The sequence below is a fragment of the Pseudomonas sp. FEN genome (genome assembly GCF_904067045.1).
Lineage (GTDB): Bacteria > Pseudomonadota > Gammaproteobacteria > Pseudomonadales > Pseudomonadaceae > Aquipseudomonas.
Genome location: NZ_CAJFDC010000016.1, coordinates 171,840 through 196,868 on the forward strand (window position 1 = coordinate 171,840; position 25,029 = coordinate 196,868).

Annotated in this window: 28 protein-coding genes; 15 read left to right on the top strand and 13 right to left on the bottom strand. The window is 61.6% G+C overall.

From position 1 onward, the window contains the following. Positions 1–3 precede the first annotated feature (3 nt). Positions 4–450: a type II secretion system major pseudopilin GspG gene (gspG, locus tag PFEN_RS19640; protein ID WP_318192849.1), complete on the bottom strand. Its 447-nt coding sequence runs from the start codon at positions 448–450 to the stop codon at positions 4–6. Between the two features lie 148 nt (positions 451–598). Between gspG and gspI the strand changes: the two genes are divergently transcribed. Beyond that, a complete protein-coding gene (gene gspI, locus PFEN_RS19645; RefSeq protein ID WP_191488467.1) occupies positions 599–1,012 on the top strand; it encodes a type II secretion system minor pseudopilin GspI in 414 nt (137 codons plus the stop codon). On the opposite strand, the gene PFEN_RS19650 is transcribed toward gspI, so the two are convergent. Continuing rightward, complete coding sequence (locus PFEN_RS19650) at positions 972–1,403, bottom strand: general secretion pathway protein GspC (protein WP_191488468.1); 432 nt, start codon at positions 1,401–1,403, stop codon at positions 972–974. The genes gspI and PFEN_RS19650 overlap by 41 nt on opposite strands. A 224-nt stretch (positions 1,404–1,627) precedes the next feature. On the opposite strand from PFEN_RS19650, the gene PFEN_RS19655 reads away from it, so the two are divergent. Both PFEN_RS19655 and PFEN_RS19660 read left to right on the top strand, forming a co-directional pair. Beyond that, positions 1,628–2,071 carry a GspH/FimT family pseudopilin gene (locus PFEN_RS19655; protein WP_412071457.1) on the top strand — a complete coding sequence of 148 codons (444 nt, stop codon included), beginning with the start codon at positions 1,628–1,630 and terminating at the stop codon, positions 2,069–2,071. Continuing rightward, the gene (locus PFEN_RS19660) at positions 2,068–2,679 is read left to right on the top strand and encodes a prepilin-type N-terminal cleavage/methylation domain-containing protein (RefSeq protein ID WP_191488470.1); all 612 of its coding nucleotides are present in this window, start codon (positions 2,068–2,070) and stop codon (positions 2,677–2,679) included. Before PFEN_RS19655 ends, PFEN_RS19660 begins: the two co-directional genes overlap by 4 nt. 42 nt (positions 2,680–2,721) lie before the next feature. Here the strand turns inward: PFEN_RS19660 and PFEN_RS19665 are convergent, their stop codons facing one another. The 3 genes from PFEN_RS19665 to PFEN_RS19675 are packed head-to-tail and all read right to left on the bottom strand — an operon-like array spanning position 2,722 to position 4,986. Further along, a complete protein-coding gene (locus PFEN_RS19665) occupies positions 2,722–3,672 on the bottom strand; it encodes a FecR family protein (RefSeq protein WP_191488471.1) in 951 nt (316 codons plus the stop codon). Positions 3,673–3,706: 34 nt separating this feature from the next. Then, positions 3,707–4,255 carry a sigma-70 family RNA polymerase sigma factor gene (locus tag PFEN_RS19670; RefSeq protein WP_191488472.1) on the bottom strand — a complete coding sequence of 183 codons (549 nt, stop codon included), beginning with the start codon at positions 4,253–4,255 and terminating at the stop codon, positions 3,707–3,709. Further along, positions 4,252–4,986 (bottom strand): TonB-dependent outer membrane receptor, encoded by a 735-nt coding sequence (locus PFEN_RS19675; protein WP_224771012.1) that lies wholly within the window; start codon positions 4,984–4,986, stop codon positions 4,252–4,254. Before PFEN_RS19675 ends, PFEN_RS19670 begins: the two co-directional genes overlap by 4 nt. A 152-nt stretch (positions 4,987–5,138) precedes the next feature. Here PFEN_RS19675 and PFEN_RS19680 point away from each other — a divergent pair, with 152 nt between their 5' ends. Continuing rightward, on the top strand, positions 5,139–5,471 hold the full coding sequence (locus tag PFEN_RS19680; protein ID WP_191488473.1) for a hypothetical protein: 333 nt from the start codon (positions 5,139–5,141) through the stop codon (positions 5,469–5,471). Between the two features lie 337 nt (positions 5,472–5,808). Then, positions 5,809–6,729, top strand: coding sequence for a transaldolase (gene tal, locus PFEN_RS19685; protein WP_191488474.1), 921 nt, complete (start codon positions 5,809–5,811; stop codon positions 6,727–6,729). Positions 6,730–7,029: 300 nt separating this feature from the next. On the opposite strand, the gene PFEN_RS19690 is transcribed toward tal, so the two are convergent. Beyond that, positions 7,030–7,233 carry a co-regulatory protein PtrA N-terminal domain-containing protein gene (locus tag PFEN_RS19690; protein ID WP_191488475.1) on the bottom strand — a complete coding sequence of 68 codons (204 nt, stop codon included), beginning with the start codon at positions 7,231–7,233 and terminating at the stop codon, positions 7,030–7,032. Between the two features lie 216 nt (positions 7,234–7,449). Between PFEN_RS19690 and PFEN_RS19695 the strand changes: the two genes are divergently transcribed. Then, the gene (locus tag PFEN_RS19695) at positions 7,450–8,346 is read left to right on the top strand and encodes a LysR family transcriptional regulator (RefSeq protein ID WP_191488476.1); all 897 of its coding nucleotides are present in this window, start codon (positions 7,450–7,452) and stop codon (positions 8,344–8,346) included. Positions 8,347–8,396: 50 nt separating this feature from the next. Here the strand turns inward: PFEN_RS19695 and PFEN_RS19700 are convergent, their stop codons facing one another. Both PFEN_RS19700 and PFEN_RS19705 read right to left on the bottom strand, forming a co-directional pair. Continuing rightward, a complete protein-coding gene (locus PFEN_RS19700) occupies positions 8,397–10,019 on the bottom strand; it encodes a methyl-accepting chemotaxis protein (RefSeq protein WP_191488477.1) in 1,623 nt (540 codons plus the stop codon). Positions 10,020–10,189: 170 nt separating this feature from the next. Beyond that, complete coding sequence (locus PFEN_RS19705) at positions 10,190–11,470, bottom strand: HAD family hydrolase (protein ID WP_191488478.1); 1,281 nt, start codon at positions 11,468–11,470, stop codon at positions 10,190–10,192. Between the two features lie 263 nt (positions 11,471–11,733). Here PFEN_RS19705 and PFEN_RS19710 point away from each other — a divergent pair, with 263 nt between their 5' ends. After that, complete coding sequence (locus PFEN_RS19710) at positions 11,734–12,504, top strand: DeoR/GlpR family DNA-binding transcription regulator (protein ID WP_191488479.1); 771 nt, start codon at positions 11,734–11,736, stop codon at positions 12,502–12,504. 70 nt (positions 12,505–12,574) lie between these two features. On the opposite strand, the gene PFEN_RS19715 is transcribed toward PFEN_RS19710, so the two are convergent. Beyond that, entirely contained in the window at positions 12,575–13,207 is a 633-nt protein-coding gene (locus PFEN_RS19715) for a glutamine cyclotransferase (protein WP_191488480.1), read from the bottom strand. Between the two features lie 9 nt (positions 13,208–13,216). Next, positions 13,217–14,437 (bottom strand): helix-turn-helix domain-containing protein, encoded by a 1,221-nt coding sequence (locus PFEN_RS19720; protein WP_191488481.1) that lies wholly within the window; start codon positions 14,435–14,437, stop codon positions 13,217–13,219. A 122-nt stretch (positions 14,438–14,559) separates the two neighbouring features. Here PFEN_RS19720 and PFEN_RS19725 point away from each other — a divergent pair, with 122 nt between their 5' ends. From PFEN_RS19725 to PFEN_RS19735, 3 genes are all read left to right on the top strand, one after another. Further along, complete coding sequence (locus PFEN_RS19725) at positions 14,560–15,357, top strand: DUF899 domain-containing protein (protein WP_191488482.1); 798 nt, start codon at positions 14,560–14,562, stop codon at positions 15,355–15,357. A 5-nt stretch (positions 15,358–15,362) separates the two neighbouring features. Continuing rightward, positions 15,363–15,641 carry a hypothetical protein gene (locus PFEN_RS19730; protein ID WP_191488483.1) on the top strand — a complete coding sequence of 93 codons (279 nt, stop codon included), beginning with the start codon at positions 15,363–15,365 and terminating at the stop codon, positions 15,639–15,641. Positions 15,642–15,757: 116 nt separating this feature from the next. Further along, positions 15,758–17,404 (top strand): SulP family inorganic anion transporter, encoded by a 1,647-nt coding sequence (locus PFEN_RS19735; protein ID WP_191488484.1) that lies wholly within the window; start codon positions 15,758–15,760, stop codon positions 17,402–17,404. A 31-nt stretch (positions 17,405–17,435) separates the two neighbouring features. On the opposite strand, the gene PFEN_RS19740 is transcribed toward PFEN_RS19735, so the two are convergent. Further along, the gene (locus PFEN_RS19740) at positions 17,436–17,618 is read right to left on the bottom strand and encodes a ribbon-helix-helix protein, CopG family (RefSeq protein ID WP_191488485.1); all 183 of its coding nucleotides are present in this window, start codon (positions 17,616–17,618) and stop codon (positions 17,436–17,438) included. Positions 17,619–17,673: 55 nt separating this feature from the next. After that, positions 17,674–18,639: a LysR family transcriptional regulator gene (locus tag PFEN_RS19745; protein WP_191488486.1), complete on the bottom strand. Its 966-nt coding sequence runs from the start codon at positions 18,637–18,639 to the stop codon at positions 17,674–17,676. Between the two features lie 178 nt (positions 18,640–18,817). Between PFEN_RS19745 and PFEN_RS19750 the strand changes: the two genes are divergently transcribed. Next, positions 18,818–20,353 (top strand): MFS transporter, encoded by a 1,536-nt coding sequence (locus PFEN_RS19750; protein ID WP_191488487.1) that lies wholly within the window; start codon positions 18,818–18,820, stop codon positions 20,351–20,353. Between the two features lie 51 nt (positions 20,354–20,404). Here PFEN_RS19750 and PFEN_RS19755 read toward each other — a convergent pair whose 3' ends face one another. Continuing rightward, a complete protein-coding gene (locus tag PFEN_RS19755; protein WP_191488488.1) occupies positions 20,405–21,067 on the bottom strand; it encodes a TetR family transcriptional regulator in 663 nt (220 codons plus the stop codon). Between the two features lie 81 nt (positions 21,068–21,148). Between PFEN_RS19755 and PFEN_RS19760 the strand changes: the two genes are divergently transcribed. The 4 genes from PFEN_RS19760 to PFEN_RS19775 all read left to right on the top strand — a co-directional run bounded on the left by PFEN_RS19760 (position 21,149) and on the right by PFEN_RS19775 (position 25,028). Then, positions 21,149–21,814 carry an O-methyltransferase gene (locus PFEN_RS19760; RefSeq protein WP_191488489.1) on the top strand — a complete coding sequence of 222 codons (666 nt, stop codon included), beginning with the start codon at positions 21,149–21,151 and terminating at the stop codon, positions 21,812–21,814. Between the two features lie 131 nt (positions 21,815–21,945). Then, positions 21,946–23,013 (top strand): NAD(P)-dependent alcohol dehydrogenase, encoded by a 1,068-nt coding sequence (locus PFEN_RS19765; protein WP_191488490.1) that lies wholly within the window; start codon positions 21,946–21,948, stop codon positions 23,011–23,013. 212 nt (positions 23,014–23,225) lie between these two features. Further along, entirely contained in the window at positions 23,226–23,675 is a 450-nt protein-coding gene (locus tag PFEN_RS19770) for a hypothetical protein (RefSeq protein WP_191488491.1), read from the top strand. Between the two features lie 429 nt (positions 23,676–24,104). Continuing rightward, a complete protein-coding gene (locus PFEN_RS19775) occupies positions 24,105–25,028 on the top strand; it encodes an apolipoprotein A1/A4/E family protein (RefSeq protein WP_191488492.1) in 924 nt (307 codons plus the stop codon). The last annotated feature ends 1 nt before the right edge of the window (position 25,029 follow it).

Consider the following 25,029-nt stretch of genomic DNA (forward strand, 5'->3'; position numbering starts at 1 on the left):
GGACTACAACTGCCAGGAGCCGATGTCGGCATCGGTCCCGTCACCGCCCGGCTTGCCGTCGGCGCCCAACGAGAACACGTCGACTTCACCGTTGGCCCCGGGATTGAGGTACTGGTATGGACGCCCCCAGGGGTCGTTGGGCAGGCGCTCGAGGTAGGAGCGCCAATTGCTGTCCTTGGCATTCGCCGGCCGCTCGGCCAGCACCTTCAGGCCCTGGTTCTGGCTCGGGTAAGTGCCATGGTCAAGGCGATAGAGCTTGAGGGCCTGCATCAGGCTGCCGATATCCTGCCGGGCAGCGGTGACCCGGGCCTGGTCTGGGCGGTCGAGCACCTTGGGTACCACGATGGCCGCGAGGATCCCGAGAATGACCACCACCACCATGATCTCGATCAGCGTGAAGCCTTGCTGGGCACCCATCCGGGAGCGGGAGCTGACGTGCGCGATATCCATCTCGACATTCCTTGGCTTGATTCGATTCGCCGCGGATTGTTGCAAGAAGATATGTCACCGGTATTGAAAATCCTCGGGAGCTTCGGTCAGCAGGAGGTCAAACAAGCCGTCTAGTCTTTGACCCTGGTTCCCTTCTCGAGTCGACTTCATGCCCCGTCCACGCCAAGGCGGTTTCACTCTGATCGAAGTGCTGGTGGCCTTGACGATCATCGCCGTCGCCCTATCCGCCGCCGTGCGCATGGCCGGGGTGATGACCCAGAGCAACGGGCTGTTGCGCGACAAATCCATCGCCTTGCTGGCAGCCCAGAGCCGCCTGGCGGAATTGCGCCTGGAAGGCCGCCTGCCCGTCGGACGCAAGTCCTTCGAATGTGACCAGGGGCGGCTGGCGTTGCGTTGCGACCAGGTGATCGGCGCCTTCGCTGGCGCCGGTTTGTTCAAGGTCGAGATACTGGTCCTCGATCGCAGCCGCGAGGCACCGCCACTGGCGCGACTGGAGACCGTACTGGGTACGGCCCCGGCACTCAAGGACGGGTCAGTTTCGGCAGGAACGGCGCAGCGCTGAGGCGGGTCACGTTCAGTTGGAGCTTTTCCGTGCCCCGTTCGACCACAATGCCCTCGGGCTCGATGGCCAGCAGGCGCACGCCCTGACTCAGGGTCTCGCCGGCCAGGAAGCTGCGCGGCGGACCGTCGTTGAGGCTGAGAATCGCCACCGCCCCATGCCCCCCGGCCATGACCCCCGAGACCTTGATATCGAGTACCGCCGGCTGGTTGGAAAACCAGTGCAGCGCGGGATTGTCACCGCGGCTGCCGGCTGCCGGCGGCAGGCTTTCGGGCAATAGCGAAGGCACCGGCCTCAACAACAGCCCGGACCAGGTCAGCGCCCCCGCCAGGGCGACGAGCAAGGCCAGCGCCTGGATGAGCTGCGGCGGGGAGAAACGATGAGTCCATTGCATGGGTGAGATCCTTCCGACAGTGATCCGAACGCACAGCTCTATGGGAGCCGGCTTGCCAGCGATGGCGATGTCACATTCAACATCGCTATCGTCGGCAAGCCGGCCCCACGGAAACGCGCTCGCATCAGACTACCTGTCAATTCTCACGTTTTTATTTCACATGCCCATCATCTTTGCGGTGCAGCATGCAATAACCCCCAAGGAGCCCTTGTCGAATGGATGTCATGCGCCCCCAGGCCGGTTTCACCCTGATCGAACTGATGGTGGTGCTGGTCATCATTGGTATCGCCAGTGCCGCCATCGGTCTGAACATCAAGCCGGACCCGCTGCACCTGCTGCGCAAGGACGCCGAAAGCCTGGCCCAGGCCCTGCAGGTGGCCCAGGCCGAAGTCCAGGCGGATGGCCGGCCGATTCGCTGGTTGAGCAACAGCAAGGGCTATCGATTCAGCCGCCGGGACGACCAGGGCGGCGTCGAGCAGTTCTCCCACGATCCACAATTGCGGCCCCGCGCCTGGCAGAGCACGCCGATGCAAGTGCGTATCGAACCGGGCAAAAGCCTGCTGCTGACCGCCGAGTGGATCGGAGTCCCCCTGCGTCTGTCCCTCTCCGACGGCCAGCACAGCATCAGTGTGCTACGCAGTGCCACCGGCGAGGTCAAGGTGCAATGAGCAGGCACCAGGACGGCTTTACCCTGATCGAGGTGATGGTCGCGATCATGCTGATGGCGATTGTCAGCGTGATTGCCTGGCGCGGACTGGACAGCGTCAACCGCGCCGATGAGCACCTCAAGGCCAGCGCCGGCCAGACCCGCGAGCTGCTCGCCGCGCTGGGGCAACTGGAGCGTGATGTGGCGTTGCGCGCCGGTATCGAACTGGTCGAGCCGCTGGTGGTGGATGTCGAGCATGAGCCACCGCCCGCCCCCACGGCCCTCAGCGTACGCAGTGCCGAGCGCAAGGGCTTTGGCCTGGAACTGATCCGCGCCGCGCCGCAACAGGACGGCAGCCTGCAACGGGTGCGCTGGTGGTTGCAGGGCGACACCTTGTATCGGGCCGAGGGGCCGGCGCGCGCACACTTCCCGCTGCCGGTGGCCAGGGATGGCGTGGCGGTGTTGGGCCAGGTGCGGGCAATGACATTGCGGGTCTGGCAACCGGGCAAGGGCTGGCGCAACCTGGGCGGCAATCGCCAGGACAATCCGCGGGGCCTGGAGATTACCCTGGTGCGTGACACGCCCCAGGGGACGGAGCGTTATCGGCAGGTGCTGGGCCCCCTGGAATAGCGATACCAGGATTCACGCGACGCGTACTTTGTGGGAGCGGAATCAGCTGAGCAACACCACGCCCCCCGGCAACTCGGTGCACTTGGCCCCGTAGGCATCGCGAATCAACAACGCCACCCCCGCCAACTGATCGAGACTGAAACGCGCCTGGACCTTGCGCTTGCCCAGCGCGGTATTGAGCAACACCAGCATGCCCGGACGATACCGGTTGATCTCGTCGATCACCGACGCCAGGGTTGCGTCGTTGAACACCAGTATCTTGCTGCGCCAGGCAATCACGCTCGCGGCGTCGACCGTTTGCAACTCGCCGGTATGCTGAGTGTCGTAGGTCAGTTGCCGGCCACTTTCCAGACGGAAATTGCGGCCCTGCACCTGCACCGTCAGCACGCCTTCGATACAGGTCACACAGATACTCCGATCTATGTGCCGCAAGTTGAAGCGTGCCTGCTCGGCCTGCAGCCAACCAGGACCGGCCTGAACGCGGATCAACTCGCGCGAATGTGCCACGACTTCCACTTCGCCGCTGACCAGTTCGATCTGCGGGCTGCCGCCCGACGAAGACAGGCGATTGATCCGGGTCTGGGTGTTGAGCTCCAGGCGGATGCCGTCGCTCAGGTCGATGCGCCGTTGCTCGCCGACCTCGGTGACGTAATCGGCGCCCAGCCCGGAAAAACCTCCAGGCACCGTTTCGCGCACCAGGAAAAACGCCGCCGACGCCGCAATGGCAGCGCCGAGAAAGGCCCGTCGACCGAAATGCCGGGCCGCGGGCGGGTGCTGTAGTTGCAAGGCGGCAGGCTTGAGCGACTGCCACATCGACTTGCTGCGTTCGAACGCCAGGGCGTGTTCCGGGCTCTGCGCGCACCACTGGCGCAGGGCCCGGGCATCGGCGGCGGTCGCCCGTCCCGAGGTCAGGAGGATCAGCCAATCCTGGGCTTCGCTGTACAGTCGGGCGGTCTCGCCGGCCCGGGAATCAGTGAGGGAAGTCGTGTTCAAGCGCGCAGGTACTCAAGAAAATTTAGCTGGTCTATTACCTAGACGGTTTTCCCGCACCGGGACCGAACCGCTGAATCACTTTTCTTTCAAGACGCGCCGCGCAATGCCCCAGGGCCGCCTTCAACTCCTTCTCGACCATACGCGTGGAAATCCCGAAACGCTGGGAGATTTCCAGGTGCGGGGCCTCTTCCAGGCGGGCAGCGATAAAAATCCGCCGACGCCGTGGCGGTAATTCATAAAGGGCGCTGAGCAACAACTGGATTTCCTTCTGTCCACCCACGACCCGCTCAGGGTCCTGGGCCTCGTCGCTGACCTGCAGCAACTCCTCGATTTCCTCGCCGGTCAGCAGGCGGGCGTCGGCCTGGCGGCGATCGGCGGCGATGTTCAGCGCCATGCGGTAGAGGTAGGCGTTGGGTTGGGTGAGGTTGAGCGGCGTCTCCATGCGGTCGACCCGCAGGTAGGTTTCGTGCAGGACATCGTTGGCCATGTCTTCGGAGCCCAGGCGCCGGCGCAGCCGAACCTTGAAGTCATCATAGGAGGTCAGGAACAGCCGGACCATCGGACTATGCCCGATATTCTTCATACCCCCCAGGCCCCTTCCCGCTCTATGCATTCCATGCTCGTTCCTGCTGAATCCGGTGTTATTAGAAGAGTTATCGGTTGATGCAGCGACGTCGGGGCCGGACGCCTGACCCGCACGCGGCTCAAACGGGCCACCAGCGCCCCGTCGCGCTGAACATCACCAGTGGAACTGACCAGGCGGCTGTACTGGATTTCGCCGGTACGTCCGATCCACACCTGCAATACCGCCCGGTAGGTCCCCGGTCGGGTCAGCGGCAACGCACACAAGGCCTGTTCGATCGCCACCTGAATCGCCCGGGCATAACTGCTCGCCATGGCTTTCGCGACCGCGCCCTCGACACCTCTGGCCGCGGGCCCCTCGCTGATCCGAGCCACTTGCAAGGTAAAGGCGTCGGCGCGGGTGTAAAGCGCCATCAAACCACTGCCGGTCAGCAACAGACTCAGGGCTTCGCTGGCCCGATAGCGCCCGTGCACGGCAAACGAGCGGCGCGCGCGGGTCAGGTCGCGATCCACCAGCACCGCCATCCCGGTCAGGCGACTGAACGTGTCCAGTGCGCTGGCCAGATCCTGGGCGGCGATATCCAGATCAAGGCGCACCTCGGGGTCGAGTCGCACCGGCTCCGCCGCCAGGCAGGGCAACAACCCGCCCAGCAGACAAGCGGCCAGGACCAGGCCCACCAGAGGAAAGCGAAAGAACGACAGACGCACCGCCACGGATCGAAGTCCCTGCACAGCTGACGTGTTCCTGAAAATCGTCATCCTGAGGGCTGTTTATGAACCTGATGTTACGTTCACTGCAAAAAAACCATCACCCGCTGGCCAAAGGCTTTGCTCTAGACTAAGGAACAGAGAAACCCCGCCTTCGGGGTAGCCAGGAGGCTTCAATGAAATGTCCTTCGCCCCTCGGGGCCCTGTTACTGATCGCCGCCGCGCTCTCGGGGTCGGTTCTTGCGGCGGAGCCGGCGGCTCGACCGGTCGGCTGCATCGACGTCAGCGTCGGTGGCTACAAAGCCCCGGACTACAACTGCTTGAGCCAGCAGATGAGCGACCCGGATCAGACCCAGGCACGGCAGAAAAACCAGGAAGCGCTGAACCCCGATATCACCAGAAAAGCCCCCAACAAACTGGGTCTGGCAACCCCAGCCGCCACCAGCATCCGTATGGGCAATACCTTTGGCACGTCAGTGAAACCACAACGGCCAGCAGCGGGCCAGTGACACTCCCGGCCCCCTCGGGAAGAAGTGTTCAAGCAGCCGCGGTCCTGTGGCGATCGACTTGCGCCATGCTCGGCCAACCCTCGCGTAGCAGAACATCGGCCTGTACAAAGGCAGCACCCGGCTGCGCTTTTCGCCCGAGCATGTCGAACGCCTTCACACCGTCGGCGCCTTGATCGCCACGCTGATACCCAGCGCGCAAACCTGAACCACCCTACAGTTTGGGTTGCACAACCCCCTGGTTCGGCGGCATTCTTGAAAACCTTCGACTGACAGAACTTTTCACCTCGGCCGCACTCAATCAGTGCATGGATCCACGCCCTTCCCGACAGAGATGCTCATGACTTCCAAGCTTGCACAACTCAAGCAGTTCACCACCGTGGTCGCGGATACCGGCGATCTCGAGGCCATTACCCGCCTCAAGCCGGTCGATGCCACCACCAACCCTTCGCTGCTGCTCAAGGCCGCTGCGCTGCCAGGCTACGCCGACCTGCTCAAGGCTGCCGTGGCCCACGCCAAGGGTGATGTGGGCCTGGCCTGCGACCATTTCGCGGTGTCCGTGGGCAGTGGCATTCTCAAGGCGATTCCGGGGCGTATTTCCACTGAAGTCGACGCACGCCTGTCCTTCGACGAAGCCGCCCTGCTGGGCAAAGCCCGGCAGTTGATCGAGTTGTACGACAAGGCCGGCGTCGGCCGTGACCGCGTGCTGATCAAGTTGGCGTCGACCTGGGAAGGCATCCGCGCCGCCGAGAAGCTGGAAAAGGATGGCATCCAGACCAACCTGACCCTGCTGTTCTCCTTCGCCCAGGCCGCGGCCTGCGCCGATGCCGGGGTGTTCCTGATCTCGCCGTTCGTCGGTCGTATCTACGACTGGTACAAGAAGTCCACCGGCAACGAGTACAGCGGTGCCGACGATCCGGGCGTGCAATCGGTGACCCGCATCTACAACTACTACAAGTCCAACGACTACAAGACCGTGGTCATGGGCGCAAGCTTCCGCAACATCAACCAGATCGAGCAACTGGCCGGCTGCGACCGCCTGACCATCAGCCCCGACCTGCTGGAAAAACTGTCCCTGGACGAAGGTAAACTGGAACGTCGACTGGTGCCGGGCGCGGCCGGTGAAGCGCACCTGAGCCTGAACGAAGCACAGTTCCGCTGGGCCTCCAACGAAGACGCCATGGCCACCGAAAAACTGGCCGAGGGCATTCGCCAGTTCGCTCGCGATCAGGAAAAACTGGAAGCGCTGCTGGGCCGCTGACAAGGCCTCGATACTGTTCACTCGACAGACCTGTCTGTGAGAGCCGCACCGCCGCGAAAGGGCCCTCGAGGTCGAGAAAAACTTCGCGGCGGTGCGGTGATCCGACAAGCACCGCTCTCCCCCCTGGGCAGTCGGCTACGCCGCTCCCCGGGACATTGATTACTTCAGGTCCTGCTGCCACACGGCCAGTCAGCGACCCGCTGGATACCTCTTCTTTCCTGGCCCGGCGCCCCTCACTCGACGTCAAACACCGATGGGGCGATCCGGTCGGCCACTCGGCCCGACCGCCGACCGCCACCGTCAGTTGGTACGTTCGACGCTATCGGACGGTGCCGACTTGCCGGCCGCCACGGCCTGGGCCTTTTCAGACTGCTGGTAATGGGCCATGGAGGCATCACGGGCGGCCTCCATGCGCGCCATGACTTTTTCACCGCCGCCTTCGGCCATGGCCGCAACAGAGGCCGTCATCAGGGTTACGATCAACAATGCTTTAAGGGATTTCATCAGTCACTCTCCAATAGTTTGGTTGAGTCAGCTGCTGTTCTTGCTGACTTGGACTCATCCTATAGAGCGGTGCATTTCAGCCTGTTCCCCACAACATGAATTTTTTTACAGGATACTCAGCTGAAGAAAACAATCGGGGCGAGCCCTTGCGCAGACTGGATAACCTCAATGCAAGGCCCTAGAATCGGCAGGCATTGATTCTGGAAAAGGGACAATATGGATCGTATCGACTGCATGCGCGCCTTCGTCGCCACGGTGGGCGCCAATGGCTTTGCCGCGGCGGCCCGGGCCATGGATGTACCACGTTCGAAAGTCAGCAAGCAGATCCAGGCGCTGGAAGAGGCCATTGGCGTGCAACTGCTGCAACGCACCACCCGCAGCCTGCACCTGACCGAAGCCGGTGCCGAATACTACGAAGCGGCGCGCGAACTGCTGGCGTCCCTGGACGAAACCGAACAACGCGCCCGTGACGGTGTCGGCGAGCTACGCGGCGTACTGCGGGTCAACGCGCCCATGTCCTTCGGTCTGCGTCGGTTGGGGCCGCTGATTCCGCTGTTTCATCAGCAGCATCCGAACGTCGAACTGCAACTGGTGCTCAGCGACCAGCAAGTCGATCCGGTACGCGGTGGCTTCGATGTCACCATCCGGATTGCCAGCCTGCCGGACTCGTCCATGGTCGCCCGTTTGCTCGCACCCGCACCGCGCATCATGGTGGCCTCGCCCGCCTACCTGGCCCGGGCCGGCACGCCACGAACGCCCAAGGAGCTGACGAGCCACCAATGCCTGAACTATGGCTACCTGCAAAGCGGCGTCAGCCTGCAACTGAGCAACGGCAAGGAAACCCAACGGGTCAACGTCACCGGGCCCCTGCACGCCAACAACGGCGACCTGCTGGCCCAGGCCGCGCAAGCCGGCATGGGCATCGCCCTGCTACCCGACTTTATCGTCGAGGACGCCCTGGCCGCCGGTACCCTGGTAGCGGTGCTGTGCGAATGGCAGGCCCCGGCCATCAGCATCAACGCGGTCTACCCGTCGGCACGCCGGGTGCCGCAGAAGACCCGGGCCTTTATCGAGTTCCTGGTCAAGGCGCTGGCGGTGGAAGCCACGGCCTGAACGGATGCCCAACTCTCTGCGCCCACCCAAGCGCCTGACCGGAGCAGAAACTACAGTGAAAAGCGCGCGATCAGATGACTCAGGCTGCCGGCCAGTTTGGACAGTTCGCCGCTGGCGATAGAGGTCTGGCTGGCGGCCGACGAGCTTTGAATGGACAGATCGCGAATGCTCACCAGGTTGCGGTCGACCGAGCGCGCCACCTGCGCCTGTTGTTCGGAAGCCGTGGCGATCAGTTGGTTCTTTTCATTGATATCGGCAATCGACAGGGTCACCTCCTTGATCGCCAGGCCGGTCTCATGGGCCAGCGAACGGGTCACCCGGGTTTCTTCGCTGCTGTGGTTCATGGACTCCACGGCCTTCTTCGAATCGATCTGGATACCTTTGACCATCTGCTCGATTTCCTGGGTCGACTGCTGGGTCCGATGGGCCAGCGCGCGCACCTCATCCGCCACCACCGCAAAGCCGCGGCCCTGCTCCCCCGCCCGGGCGGCCTCGATGGCCGCGTTCAATGCCAGCAGGTTGGTCTGCTCGGCAATGGAGCCGATCACATCAAGGACCTTGGCAATGTGCAGGGCTTGCCCGGCCAAGCCTTCTATATCGGTTTTGGTCTGCTCGACGCGGCTGCTCAAACGCTCTATGGAACCGATGGTTTCACCCACGCGATCCTGGACAATCCGGGCCGAGCTTTCCGAAACCTGGGTGGACTGTGAGGCCGAAACGGCATTTCTGGCCACCTCCTCGACGGCGGCGGTCATCTGGTTGACGGCGGTGGCGGCCTGGTCGGTTTCAATACTCTGCTTTTGAATACCCACTGTCGACTCGTGGGTGATCGCGCTCATCTGCTCCGCCGCCGAGGCCAGTTGCCGGGATGAGTCGGCGATATGTTCAATGGTGTTCTTGAGGCTCAGGCGCATGGCGGCGGCGACGGTCTGCAAGTCGGTGATTTCATCCCGGCCGGTGACCTCCACTTCACTCTTCAGATCGCCGTCGGCGATCTTCTGCATGGAAAGACGCAAGGCACTGATCGGTTGCGTGATACTGCGGGTAAACAGCAGTGCCACGACGCACGTAATCACCAGGGCCAACACCATGAACACCAGCGTCAGCATGAGCGCGATGCCATAGCTGTCGTTCGCCACCTGCCCCGATCGCTCGGCGCCCACCTCGTTGAGGTGGATCAGCGTCTGAATCGAAGTCTGCAGTTTTTTCGCCGCTTCGCTGGTAGTGTCACGAATGAAGTGGGTCATGGTCTCGAAGGATGCGCTCGGGCTCATGCTCACCAGCCGATCGATCAGGTCCTGATAATCGCGCACATTGACGACCACCTGCTCATAAAGCTGTTTTTCTTCGGGACTGGAAACCCGTGAAGCGTATTTTTCGGTTTCCTGGCTCAAGACCACCTTCAGCGCCTGTAGTTTGTCCAGCGAGCTTTTGCTTTGGCGGTCTTCATCCATGACAAAGCGACGGGCATCGAGTCGGTAGAGTTGCCCGGCATCTTGAATGCGGCCGGCCTGGCGTACGCTCGGCAACCAGTTGCTTTGCAACTCCAGCGATGCGTCGTGGATTTCCTTCATCCGATACAGCGAAGTCAGCCCGAGGCTGATCAGCAGCAGGCAGATCACCCCGAAACCGAGGAGGGATCTGAAGGTCAACCTGATGTTCCTTGTGTTCATGACACTACTCCGAGGCCAGGCTGCTTGAACTTTCAATTGCGGGGAACGCCAATCACTCCACCAGTGTAGTGCGTCCCTCGCAAAAGATCGGTTTCAACGCCCGGGCATCCTCGAAGCGAGACCAAGCGTAGATTCGCGGGCGGATCCGGGGCCCCCGCGAACCAGGACACTTACGCCAGCAGCTTGCGCTCGTTCTTGCCGTACTTGATCGATTTTTCATCCGGGATCATCAGGCCGGTCTGCTCGTCACGGCCTTGCAGGACGAAACGGGCGTCCGCCTTGCCCAACTGCTCGGCGGCCTTCTGGCTATCGGCCCCGATCTCGCCCTTTTTCATGCGGTTGACGATCACACCCACGGCGGTGTCCTTGAAATCGCGCAGCATCCAGGCATCGCCGTCGCTGTCACCGGCCACCAACACCGGACCATAACCCTTCTTCGCCACCAGCACATTCTTGATGCCCACGGTCTTGCCCGGGCCATAGTTGAAGTGCCAGCCCGGCAGATAGCTGCTGTCGTACTTGCCGTCGGTCATGGCCAGGCGCAGGCCGATCACGTTTTCCGGCGGCACGCCATAACCGTAGTTGGGATGGCCGGCGAACACCCGCACCACGTCGTCGATGGACGCGGTGCTGACATATACGTCAATCCCGTTGGCCCGCAACGTGTGCATCAGACCACGGATTTCCTCGTGGATACGGATGCCGTGGAAGTGCGTGTCGGCGACCACTCCGGCCTTGCCCGGCAGGCTGCGCGGGCTCTCGTACTTGACCTTGCGCAGGCCATCACCGAGATCGTGGTTGTTGGACGCCTCGGCCATCGCCTGCAATTCGGCGGTGGTCATGTTCTTGTAGAAATAGATGATCCACTTGTAACCGATCTCCACCGGGTAGCTGTCGCAGATTGCGTCGTACATGAAGTAGAGCTTGGTGAAGAAGTCCTTGAACTGATCGCTGGCCTGGATTTCCTCCAGGCTCTTGCTGCCGGCCAGGCCCTGGTAATTGGCGTGCAACCAGCGGTAGTCGGCTTCGACGTCGGCGGCGATGTCTTCCATGTTCACCGGCTTGCCGTCGACCGTGACGTAGTCCTTCATGAACGGGCCGTTCGGCACATCCTGGCGCAACACGGCGGCAAACTCGTCGGGGCTGAGTTTGTACTGCAAATGATTCATCTGGTAGACCAGCAGCGCCTCTTCGCAGTCGTTCATGATGCAGGTGTTGTCCCAGTCGAACACCGCGTATGGACGCTTGTCCGGGTGATAGGACGCACTCTTCACGCCGTGCTGGTCGATCACCGCCTGCAGGCGCTTCTGGTTCAGCGGCGACCAACGCGCCGGGTCAAGCGCACTCGGCGTGGCCTTGGCGGTGGAGGCCTCGGCAAGACGGCCGCTCAACAGCAAGGGACTGACAACGGAAACGGCGGCAAGGGTATTCAGAAACTGGCGACGCTGCATGGCATAACTCCTGGAATTAGAAGAATGGTCGCAAACGGGGCGACGGCGAGAGCGTGTTTCAAGACAAGGGCGCAAGAGGGACAAGCGTCCGGCGATGAGGCTAGCGTCAAATACATAAAAATACAACAATGCCACAACATTACACATTTATGGCACATTGACACTTTCCGACCAGTGGTCATGGGAATGCCGAACTTGACAGCATCCCCACGCCTCCCACAATGCGTGCTCGGAGAATCATCCCAACAGCAAGGACATGAGGCATGTGGCAAGAAGAGCGTTACCAGCGGATTCGCGCATTGCTGGCGACCTTGCAGCGCGTGACCACCGACCGCATCGTCACGGAGCTGAATGTTTCCCGCGAAACGGTGCGTCGCGACCTGGTGGCGCTGGAAGCCCTCGGCGAGTTGAAGCGCATACACGGCGGTGCGATTACCGTCGAGGATGAGGCGCCGATTGCCGAGCGCGCCCATATCAACGTCAAGTTCAAGCGTGACCTGGCCCGGGCCGCGGTCAGCCTGCTGTCCCATGGCCAGACGGTGTTCATCGACGCCGGCACCACCACCGAGATCCTCGCGCAGGAGTTGGCCAGGCTCGGCGGGCTGACCGTGATCACCAACTCGTTCAACGTCGCGCTGCACCTGCGCGGTAGCACTGCCGCGGGCAGCTTGCACAATGAGGTGATCGTCCTCGGGGGATCACTCTGCGAGCGTTCGCCGGCCACGGTGGGCGCCATCACGGTGGCGGAGATCGGCCGCTATCGCGCCGACCTCGCCCTGCTGTCACCGGTGGGGGTGGACGCCCAGCACGGCGCCAGCAACTACGACCCTCGTGAGAGCGAGGTGGCCCGCGCCATGGCCGAACACGCCGCACGGGTGGTGATTCTGGCCGACTACAGCAAGCTCGGCGTGCAAAGCCGTATCAGTTTCTGCCCGCCTGAGCGTATCGATGTGTTGGTCACCAATCAGAGAGCCAGCGGCGAGACGGCGCTCGACGCACTTAACGCCAGGGTCAAGGAGCTCATCCTGGTTTGATGCCCGAAGGCGATGCTGCCCGGACAGGCGCCACCAGACTCAAGGGCCTTATCGCCGGCTGGCCTACACTTCATTTTGGTCGGCGCACAGCCCGGATCCTGCCACTGTTCCCTCCGCCACAGAAAAACCGACCTTGTCCATCGGACTCAAGCCCCGAACCCCCCACGCCAGCGGGCATCTCGATACGCTCCAGCAGCTCTCCGGTTTGCGGATGCACCCGCCGAACATCGCTCTGCTCGTCCTCCCAGGTGCCATGCCACAGCTCGTCATCAACCCAGGTGACCCCCGTAACAAAACGGTCCGACTCGATAATGCGTAGAGTCGCCCCCGTTTCGGGATCGACCTGATGGATCCTGCGGCCCTGATACTGCCCGACCCAGAGCGTTCCCTCGGCCCAGGCAAGCCCGGAATCAGCGCCATTGCCGGGTGCCGGTATCGATGTGAGCACCTCGCCGGTCAGCGGATCGACCTTCTGGATACGCCCCTCGGCGATCTGGAACAGGTAGCGGCCATCGAAGGCGGTGCCGGCCTGGGCGACGACATCGATCGAGCGCACGACCGCCCCGCTTGCCGGGTCGAGGGCGTTGAGCCTGTCGCCCGAGGCAAACCAGACGTACTGGCCATCATGGGTGACCCCGGCCACATGGTCGACGCCGGGAAAAGGCCCATATTCACGCAGTATTTCAGCTTGAGAGTTTTTCATGGGCTCAGTCTAGCCGCTGGCCAGCGGGCCTGGGAGTAACAAAGTTGACGGGAATCCCGGTACTGACGGAACCATCCAGCGGCGGGCCGGCCCACGGCCGAAGCCTTGCACCTTGCCCGTCGCCGCCAGGGTATCGAGCGCCCGCTGCACGGTACGCGGGCTGGTCCCGAGCGCTATCGCCAGGGCTGAGCTCGACCACGACTCGCCATCGGCCAATAGCGCCAACAGCGTGGCATGTCGCGCCTCGACAGGCGGCGCCAGAATCACCACCTCAAGGGCTTGTCGCGGCATGAGCACGAAGCCGTCCCGGGTCGCCCTCACCTGAGCGAATCGGCCAACCTCCCCCCGCAGCCGCCCGATTTCGACCCGCAAGCGGACCCGGTGCGACTCATCGGCCTCCTTGCCGCGAAAAGCACTGGCGATAAGTGCTTGCCGTGTAGCAGCCCGCGGCCAGCTCTCGGCGAGGGTGCGCAGCAGCGCGAACAAAACCGGCCGAGTGTTGAGCGATACCTGCGTGCCCGCCCCACGCACCGCGTGGCGGCAGGCATCCACCACCAGCGCAGTCGAGGCAAACAGTGCCTCGACTTCCTCCAGCAGCAGACAGCGCTCCTCGCCCCGGGTGATCGAACGTGCCGCAGGCCTCTTCAGCGCTTGGAAGGCGCTTTCGACTTCGGCAACGAGCGAGGCAATACCCGCCTCACGAGCGGCATTTTCCGCGCGCAGCAACGCAACCCGCGCCGCTCCGGTGTGCAAGCGTCGGATCGCGATCCCGGCGCTGAGCAACTCGTATGCGGTTTTCAATGGCGGCGCAAGCCTTGTCGGCTCAAGTTCGGCCAGCCGACGCTCGGCCGCGTCAAGTTGACCGGTCAACAGCAGGCAGCGGATTTCAAGATGCTGTGCGTGCGCGGCATTCAAGCGATCGCCATGCGCCTCGAGCACCGCCCGCGCCCCCGCCAGGGTCTTGGCCGGCCAAGCCAAGTCACGCGAGACCAGCGCAATCTCGGCTTCGGCGACGATGCAGCGGGCCTTTGCCAACGCCTCTTGCGGGCCGAAGGCACGGGCGGCCAGCTTGAGCAGCCCCCTGGCGCGAACCAGGTCGCCCAACCGCGCCATGGCAATACCACGCAGCGCCAGCGCCGGCCCGTCATCGCGCAGGGCAACCCGCTTCAAGGCACCAAGGATATCGCCACTCGCCAGCAGCCGCGCGGCGACGCTGATCATCGCGTCCATGGCAATCGCGTCAAACTTGTCACTCCCACCATCTGCTGGGCCCGCCCTAGTCTGCTCACGACCACCCGGTAACGGCTCGCACGACCGATGGTACGACGAGCCATGGCAAATGGAGAACCCTCATGACCACAGCGAAGATAGCAACCCGCAAAGAATGGCTGGCGTCGCGGCTTGAGCTGCTCGCGGAAGAAAAGGAACTGACCCGGCGCGGCGACGCACTGGCCCAACGGCGCCAGGCGTTGCCCTGGGTGCGGATCGACAAGCCATACCGCTTCGACACCGCGACTGGCGGCGCCTCGCTGCAGGATCTGTTCAAGGGCCGCTCGCAGTTGCTCGTCTATCACTTCATGTTCGGGCCCGATTACAGTGCCGGCTGCCCGTCCTGCTCGGCGATCGCCGATGGCTTCAATGGCATCGTCGTCCATCTCGAGAACCATGATGTCGCCTTCAGCGCCATCTCGCGGGCACCGTTGGCCAAGCTGCAAGCGTTCAAACAGCGCATGGGCTGGAGCTTTGACTGGGCCAGCTCGTTCGGCAGCGACTTCAACAGCGACTTCAACGTCTGGTTCAGCGAGGAGCAGCAGCACGACGGCGGCATCGTCTACAACTATCTGCGCGAGGCGCCTTTGGCGGGGCCGCAGCGGGGCCAGAACGTCCAGGAATGGCAACTGCACGGTAGCGAAAGCCCGATTGCCCGCATCGCCGCCATGACCGGCACCGACATTGCCACCTACACCCGCGACAGGCCCGGCATCAGCGCCTTCGTGCTCGAAGACGGCGAGGTCTACCATACCTATTCCGCCTATGCCCGTGGAGTGGACGGCATCTGGGGCATGTACCAGTGGCTCGACAGGGCGCCCAAGGGCCGCAACGAACAGGGTATCTGGTGGCGCCGCCACGACGAATACGGCCAGGAGTAACCCGCATGCTCTCGTCCAACCACGCGAAGGAAGGTCAATCGACAGGCGCGCCAGGGGGCGTTACCGTGAATATCGCCGACTGGCTTTGCCTGGCTGCCGCGCCAACCTTCGCCAGCATGGCGGTGCTCACCGCCGCCAACACCGACCTCGATATGGCCTGCGCCTCCATGCAGGGACCATGGCCGCTCAACAGTATGGTGACGATGTACCTGATCATGGCCGCCGTCCATCTGTCGCCCTGGCTGCGACTGATTGGCGGCCATGCCGGCAGATCCCGTGGCTGATTCCGCGCGAGGGACGGCCATCGCTACTGTATCGGCGGATATATGAGGAGGCTTGTTGCTCCAGGGTTATCACTACATGTTAATGTTACGCACATGACCAATGTGGAGTAAGCGTCATGATTGCGATACGAGAAGCGTGGAAATCCGGATTGCTGCAGCGCAAGCACTGGCCACGCAACCTGGTCGCGGGCGTTATCGTGGGGATCGTGGCGCTACCGTTATCCATGGCGTTCGCCATCGCTTCGGGGGTCAAGCCCGAGCAAGGCATCTACACCGCGATTGTCGGTGGTCTGCTGGTGTCCTTGTTCGGCGGCAGCCGCGTGCAGGTTGCCGGTCCCACGGGCGCCTTTATCGTCATCCTGGCCAGCGTCACCGCCCGCTACGGCATCGACGGCTTGCAGATCGCCTCGTTCATGGCCGGGGCGATCCTGCTGCTGCTCGGTATCACCCGGCTGGGCGCCATTATCAAGTTCATCCCCGACCCAGTGATCGTCGGATTCACCGCCGGCATCGGCGTGATTATCTGGGTAGGGCAATGGAAAGACTTTTTCGGCCTGCCGAAAGTCGCCGATGGGCATTTCCATGAGCGACTCTGGCACCTGCTCGAAGCATTGCCCGACCTTCACCCGGCGACCACCCTGCTGGCGCTGCTGAGCCTGCTGCTGGTCCTGCTCACCCCCAGGCTACCCGGCATGCAACGCGTGCCCGGCCCTTTGATCGCGATGGTCGTGGCAACCGTCATACAGTCGGTTTTCCAGTTTTCCGGGGTGGCCACCATCGGCAGCGCGTTCGGCGGGATACCTCAAGGGCTACCCACCTTCAGCCTGCCTGAAGTGACCCTGCCGCGAATCATCGAACTGATCGGCCCGGCGTTCGCCATCGCCATGCTGGGCGCCATTGAGTCGTTATTGTCCGCGGTGGTGGCCGACGGCATGGCCGGCACCCGCCATGACTCCAACCAGGAACTGATGGGCCAGGGCATCGCCAATCTGTTCAGCCCCTTGTTCGGCGGCTTTGCCGCGACCGGGGCGATCGCGCGAACCGCGACCAATATCCGCAACGGTGGTAACAGTCCGATCGCCGGCCTGGTGCACGCGCTGACCCTGGTACTGCTGATTTCCTTCCTGGCGCCGTTGGCTTCGAATATCCCGCTGTGCGCCCTCGCGGCCATCCTGTTTGTCGTGGCCTACAACATGAGCGAGTTGAAACACTTCAAGCGCATGCTCCAGCGGGCGCCACGCGCCGATATCGCGATCCTGCTGATCACTTTCATACTGACCGTCTTCAGCGACCTGACCATTGCCGTGAACATCGGCGTCATTCTCGCCATGCTGCAATTCATGCGGCGAATGGCGTCATCGGTTGAAGTACAGAAAATGGTCGGCAAGGACCTGGAGATCGAACTACAGCTCAATGGCCAGGTCGAGCTGCCGCCCAATGTCCTGGTGTACAGCATCGAGGGCCCGTTGTTCTTCGGTGCGGCAGAAACCTTCGAACGTGTCCTGGCGCAAACCCATACCGATCCGGGAACCCTGATCATTCGCCTGAATCACGTGCCGTTCATGGACATCACCGGCTTGCAGACCCTGCTCGAAGTCATCGAGCAATTACGCAAGCGCAGCATTGTCGTGAAGCTCTGCGAAGCCAACGAGAAAGTTCTCGGCAAGCTGCGCAAGGCCGGGATACTTGAGGCGCTCGGCCCCGGGGATTACCATGCCGACTTCAAGTCGGCACTGAACACCGCCAACGAACCCGGGCAGTAAGCCTGCCTGCCCGGCGCCGAATGCCCGCACATTACCCCTTGCCGGCAACCTTGCTTCTGGTCGAGTAGGAAACACCGTGGGTTTCCAGATAGTCCCGAATCAACTGGCGAACCACCTGCGACGGCGTCAGGTCCTGAGAAGCGCAAAGCTCTTCAAGGGCCTTTTTCTTGACCGGATCAATGAGCACGGTCAGGCGTGCGGTCTTGTTTTCCATGGAGGTGTCGAGGCTCTGAAGTCGCTTATGATAATCAAATTGTAATAAGTGCCGTTCAGCTTGTCACGCCCTCCCCTCTATTGCGATGGGAAAAAAGGCATTCCCGTGCGATGGTCGCGCGTAACTGCGCCGCCTCCTGTTCCAGGTGCTCGCACATGAAATCGACGAACACGCGAATCTTGCGCGACAGTTGACGGCTCGAAGGCCAGACGATGCTCATGGGGTCCGGCGGGATCAGATAACCATGCAGCAGACAACGCAACGAACCGTCGGCCAGAGCCTCGCGAGCGAGGAAATCCGGGATGACTCCCAGGCCAAAGCCCTTGACCAGCGCCCCAAGCACCATTTCCATATTGTTGCTGACCATCACCGTGCGGGTCCGCGGCTCCCGCGCGCCCTCCTCGCGTAACAGCGGAAAGTCCAGCAGCTTGCCATTCTTGAAGTAGCGAAAACGTACCGCCAGGTGATCGTCCAGTTCCGCCGGGGTTTGCGGCGTGCCGTGGCGCTCCAGATATGCCGGCGCGGCGCACAGCACCGGTTGCACGCCCGGCAAGGGGCGGCTCATCAGGCGCGAGTCCGGCAGGTCGCCACTGCGAATGACGATATCCATCCCTTCCTCGATCACATCCACCAGTTTGTCGCTGAAGTCGAGGTCCAGTTCGATATCGGGATACAGCGCCATGAACGCCGTCAGTACCGACTGGAACAGTTGATAACTGGCCGCCGGCATACTGATCCGCAAGCGCCCCCGGGGGATTTCCGTGGACTGCGACACGGTGGCCTGGGCATCGTCGAGGTCATCGAGGATGCGCCGACAACGCTCCTGGAACACCCGGCCCTCGTCGGTCAGGCTGAGGCTACGGGTCGAGCGTTGAAACAGACGCACGCCCAGTTGCTGCTCAAGTCGGGTCACGCCCTTGCCGACCGCCGAAGCCGACAGACCCAGCGCCCTGCCCGCCGCGACGAAACTGCCGAGCTCGGCCGTGCGGATAAAGGCCATCAAACCACTCAGTCGATCCACCTGCCCTCCTATTCGATCCTTTTATTCCGATATGGGCGGAATATTTGCCGCTTTTTGCCAGATTACTCGTTCTTTAAAATCCTTGCATATTCCGTCAGCCCCGGCAAACCCACGAATCGCCGCCGTCGTTACGCTCACCCAGGGTGCCTACATCCACCCGCTACAAGGAATTTTCAATATGTCCATCCCACTCTTGCTACAACAGCGGCTGATTCTACTGGCCGTGTGCATCACAGCCATCACCATGCCCTTCAACTTCACCGCGCCAGCTGTTGCCCTGCCCGCCATCGGTCGCACCTTCGGTGGCTCGCCAATGGAACTGAACTGGGTCACCAACGCCTTCATGCTGACCTTCGGTAGCTGCCTGATGCTGGCCGGCGCACTGGCTGACAGCTATGGCCGCAAGAAAGTCTTCCTCGCAGGCGTCAGCGCTTTTGCCCTGCTCGCCGCGGCATTGCCCTTCGCCCCCAGCCTGGCGCTGTTCGACGTCCTGCGTGCGGCCCAGGGACTGGCCGCCGCGGCCGCCTTTTCCGGCGGCATGGCCGCCCTGGCGCAAGTCTTCGACGGGCCGGGGCGCATCCGTGCGTTCAGCTTCGTCGGGACCAGCTTCGGTATCGGCCTGGCCTTCGGCCCCGTGGCGGCCGGCGCGATGATCGAAGCATTTGGCTGGCAGGTGATCTTCCTGCTGATCACCGCGCTGGCGGCGATATCCCTGGTACTGGCCAGCCGTTACATGGAGGAGTCATGTAATCCCGACGCCGCCGGCATCGATTGGCCTGGCGCGATCACCTTCACCTGGGCACTGGGTATCTTCACCTTTGCCATCCTCAAGGCACCGGAAAGCGGTTGGGCCGATCCGCTGGTGCTCGGCCTGTTCGCCGTCGCGCTGCTGTCCGTCGTGGCCTTCGTCATGATCGAAAACCGTATCGCCCAGCCCATGCTCGACCTGACGCTGTTCCGCTTCCCGCGCTTTGTCGGCGTGCAATTGCTGGCGGCCGCGCCGGCCTACTCCTTCGTGGTGCTGCTGATACTGCTGCCGATCCGTTTCGTCGGCATCGAAGGCATGAGCGAAGTCGCCGCCGGCTGGTTGCTGATCGCTTTATCGGCGCCGCTGTTGGTGCTGCCGATCGTCGCCGGCTACCTGACCCGCTGGCTGTCGGCCTCGACCTTGTGCGGCAGCGGCTTGCTGGTGTGTGCCGCAGGGCTGTACTGGTTGAGCCATGTGCCGGTGGGCAGCGCGGCGACGGTACTGGCCTGGCCGATGTTCGTGATCGGCGTCGGCATCAGCCTGCCCTGGGGCTTGATGGATGGCATGGCGGTCAGCGTGGTGCCCAAGGAGCGCGCCGGCATGGCCACCGGGATTTTCAGCACGACCCGGGTGGCCGGTGAAGGCGTGGCCATTGCCATAGTCAGCGCATTGCTGTCGGCGTTCGCCGCCGGCCACCTGGGTGCTGCCGCGACGCCGGACATCGTTGGCGCCGCCCAGCATCTGGCCACCGGTGACCTGGCCGGTGCCACGCAACTGCTGCCGGCCACCGGACGCGTCGCTCTGGCCGAGGGCTACAGCGCCGCGTTCAGCACCTTGCTGCGGGTGCTGACAGCCATCACCGTGCTGACGGCGGCCGTGGTGTTTCTATTTCTCGATCGTGGCTCGGTTGAGGATGACAGCGATACCGAGCTCGATGAACCGGTCGTGGAGGATCAGGCCGCCTGACGGCGCGCATCCCACATCGCGGGCGACCGGTCGCCTCGTCGAAAACCACGGTCAGATAGTCCTTGATTCATCGAGTGACGCTCCAACGTGCCCGAGGCTTCGCAGGTAGCTACAAAACATATCAGCCATGGCGTCGGCGTAAGCTTCAATCTGAGCCGAGGTGCGTGGACTTTCCGAAAACTGCTTGCCCACCGAACTGAGCGTCACCTTGATCAGATCGCCGGCCACGGCACGCGTCGCGTCCGTGGCATCGGGCAGCACCTCGCGCATGAACACCTCGACAATCTGCTTTCCCGCGGCTCTCACCTCCCACGCCTCGGGCGCGTCGCGATAAAACGGCGCGGCGTCATCCAGTGCCACGCGGACCTCGGCCTCATCGCATTCGGACCGGATAAAGACCTGAACAAGCAGACGCAGCCGCTCCAGGGGCGGATTGCGCACGTCTTCAAGAATGCCGCGCAGCATCTCGGTGGTCTCGCGCCACTCATCACTTTGCAACCGAAACAGGATCGCCGCCTTGTTCGGGAAATACTGATACACCGATCCGACGCTGACACCGGCTCGCTCGGCCACCCGCGTGGTGGTAAAGCGTTGCATGCCCTCCTTCGCCAAAACCTGAATGGCCGCTTGCAGAATCGATGCGACAAGGTCATTGGAGCGGGCCTGTCTGGGCTGTTTGCGCGAGGTAATCCGCGTGCTTGGGCGATGGGTCATGGGGCGGACTCGCAATGCGAATAGAAAATATGAAGGTTTATTCGCATTATAACCCTTCACTGATCCCACCAGGAAAACCCCATGACAACCCTGACCCAAGCCCCCCTCGCGCCATTGCTGGATCGCCTGTTCGCCGAGGCCGCGCAATCGTGGTCGACGATGGCTGCCACCTTTGGCGATGTGTCGGAAGAAGAGCGCGTGCGGCTGATGCGCAGCAAGACCGGCTATCTCGACTTCTATACACGCCTGAAGGATTTTCCGCTGGCGGTCTCGCGGGAGACCGGAACACTGCTCTATATGCTGGCACGCAGTTGCGCTGCACGAAGCATTGTCGAGTTCGGCACCTCGTTCGGCCTCTCGACCCTGCACCTTGCCGCCGCGTTGCGGGACAATGGCGGCGGGCGCTTGATCACCAGTGAATTCGAGCCATCCAAGGTGCTGCGGGCACGAGAAAACCTGGTGGCGGGCGGGCTTGTCGATCTGGTGGAGATACGGGTCGGAGATGCCCTGCAGACCCTCAGCGCCGATCTCCCGGAAAGCATCGATCTGGTGCTTCTCGACGGTGCCAAGTCGCTCTACCCCGATATCCTGGGCCTGCTGGAGAAGCGCCTGCGGCCCGGGGCGTTGATCATCGCCGACAATGCCGACCATAGTCCCGAGTACCTTGCCCGCGTGCGCAATCACGCCGAGGGTTACCTGTCCACGCCATTCGCCGAAGATGTTGAACTGTCCATGTGGCAAGGCTGAAGCCGGGGGCCGGGCTTGCGCAAGCGAATGGCCTGGTCTGCCGCACTTCCCATAGGGCCATTCGCGGGAACGATTCACTGGCTATGCTGGTCAAGTTAGTTCCTGTCCCATGAAACCAAGGTGACAAAGCCATGACCAAGACTTATAGCTACGCGGCCCAGGATCCCAAGGATTCACTCAAGCCGTTCACCTTCGAGCGTCGTGCTCCTGGGGCCGACGATGTGCAGATTGACATTCTCTACTGCGGCGTCTGCCACTCCGATCTCCATACTGTACGCAATGAATGGCATAACACGCTGTACCCTTCGGTGCCGGGGCATGAAATCGTCGGGCGGGTCACCGCGGTCGGTGCCCATGTCAGTACGTTCAAGGTCGGCGATCTGGCCGGCGTCGGTTGCATGGTCGACAGCTGCCAGCACTGCGCGTCCTGCGCCGAAGGCGAGGAGCAATACTGCGAGAGCGGCTTCACCGGCACCTACAACGGCCCGGTGTTCGGTGGTGAAAATACCTTCGGCGGCTATTCGGACAACATCGTCGTCAAGGAGAAGTTCGTCCTGCGCATCTCCCACGGCGACGCCAACCTGGCGGCGGTCGCACCGTTGCTGTGTGCCGGTATCACCACCTATTCGCCACTGCGCCATTGGAAAGTCGGCCCGGGCAAAAAGGTCGGAGTGGTCGGTCTCGGCGGCCTGGGGCACATGGCGGTGAAAATCGCCCATGCCATGGGCGCGCATGTGGTGCTGTTCACCACCTCGCCGAACAAGCGTGAAGATGGCCTGCGCCTGGGCGCCAATGAAGTCGTGGTATCCAGGAACCCGGACGAAATGGCCAAGTTCACCAACACCCTGGACTTCATTCTCAACACCGTGGCCGCGCCCCACGATCTGGACGCATTCCTCGTGCTGCTCAAACGCGATGGCACCATGACCTTGGTCGGCGCCCCCGACAGCCCTCATCCTTCGCCTTCGGTGTTCAACCTGATCTTCAAGCGCCGCAGCCTGGCCGGTTCCCTGATCGGCGGTATCCAGGAAACCCAGGAAATGCTGGATTTCTGCGCCAAGCACGGGCTTGTTTCGGATATCGAGATGATCAATATCCAAGACATCAACCAGGCCTATGGCCGCATGCTCAAGGGCGACGTCAAATACCGCTTCGTGATCGATATGAACAGTCTGAAGAAAGAAGCCAACGCGGCCTGATCGAACCCTTCCATCCGACCCCGTGGGAGAGCACCAGGCGTGCTGTCGTCACGGGTTTCGGAAACCCGCTATCCACTCCTGAACCTGGTGAGGTACTGTAGGACGAATACGCGTGATCCATAGGCGGCCGCACGAACCAAAGTGAATGCCGATGGCTAAGCAATACCGGGGCGAACCGAAAGACAAAGCCCTAAATCCAAGATGAGATCAGAATGCTCAAGAAAGCCTTTTTTTGCCTGTCACTCCTGGCCACGGCGAGCTCCGCCCACGCCAACGAAGCCATTGCCTACAAAGACGAATTCGAGAACCAATACGTTCAGTGCATTCAAGACAAGCTGGCTTCGGACTGCTGGGGGAAAGTCTTTTCCGGACACTTTGAGCCGGGGCAACTCAAGGAAAAAGAACTGATCGCCAAAAGCCAAGGCGTGCTTTCAACCTGGATCGGCAAGCATGACCTCTACAAAGTCCACCTGGGCCCCAAAGAAACCAAAGGTGAAGTGTTTGAAAACCGGGCTTATCTGATCGAGCGCGACGACGGGCAGTTAGTCGGTGTGTATGTAGGCTTCAGGCAAATAAAAGGCGAGTGGTTCGTATACGAACTCATGAGTGGCGCCGACGACACCTTCATCCGCTCCATACTCCATATGCCCAACATAAAGTAACGCGAGAAATCCGCAAGCCCCTGCTCGATTGGCGGGGGATCCCGCTTGCCAGAAAAGTGGATGCCCTTGGCTTGCCTCTGCCCGCAAGCTCCACGGCTTGCAGCATGGGTAATCCGCATGCAACTTCTTTGTTTAAACCAACTTCTGAGCACGGCATACGTGTCTCTGCATGCAATGAGCTAAGCCATTTCCTACAACCACCTAAGAAGCGACTGGCTATCTCACCCAATGGGTTTGGATTGATGATTTGCTCCGGTTCGCTGTCGTTGGCAGCACCACCCCAAGTGGCCGTGATCTTCAAGACCACGGTGTGCTAACTAGCACATTGATCATCTGTCACCTGAAAAAACCAAAGCCATCGTAGAGGTTTGGGAGGCCGAAGTGCAGAATCTGGCATCAAAATCCGCTCTGATACGAACGGAAAAACAAATGATTCAAAAAACCGTAGATCTGGGTCGAGAGCTGCGTGGTTCGATCAAGGACCTTCGCGACTCGGTCAAGGAGCTCGACGACACGGTAAAAGCCCAAGGAGCGCAGATAAGTGTTCTCGGCCAATCTTTGATTAATCAGGGGAGCGCCCTTCGCGACTCAATGGAAAAGCAGGGTGTCCACTTCAATCTAGTGATGGAAAAACAAAGTAACGAGCTACGCGCTGAAATCAAAGATCAAGGCAATGAATTTCGTTCCGCCATGGAAAAGCAAAGCACTGAGCTACGTGCCGAAATCAAAGATCAAGGCAATGAATTTCGTTCTGCCATGGAAAAACAAAGCAGTGAGCTACGCGCTGAAATCAAAGATCAAGGCAATGAATTTCGCTCCGCCATGGAAAAGCAAAGCAGTGAGCTACGTGCCGAAATCAGAGATCAAGGCAATGAATTTCGCTCCGCCATGGAAAAGCAAAGCAGTGAGCTACGTGCCGAAATCAAAGATCAAGGCAATGAATTTCGCTCCGCCATGGAAAAGCAAAGCAGTGAGCTACGCGCCGAAATCAAGGAACAAGGCAGCGAATTCCGGCTTGCAATGGAAAAACAGGGCCATGAATTTCGGATGTCCATGGAAAAACAAAGCCACGAACTTCGCGCCGAAATCAAGAACCAGGACAGCGAGCTTCGCACCTTGATCAAAGACCAAGGCGTCGAACTCCAAGCAGCAATCAAAGAGCAGGAAACTGCAATGAATAAAATGGGAGAGAAACATGAGAATGCTCTCCAACTGCACGGTGTGAAACTCGAGGCATCCATCAAAGAGGTCGAGTCAAAATTCAAGCTCGTGTACTGGCAGCTCGGCATTATCATCGTCACTTTAGTGCTGCCATTGACCAAGACGGCCTTCGATTATATCGTTGGCAAATAGC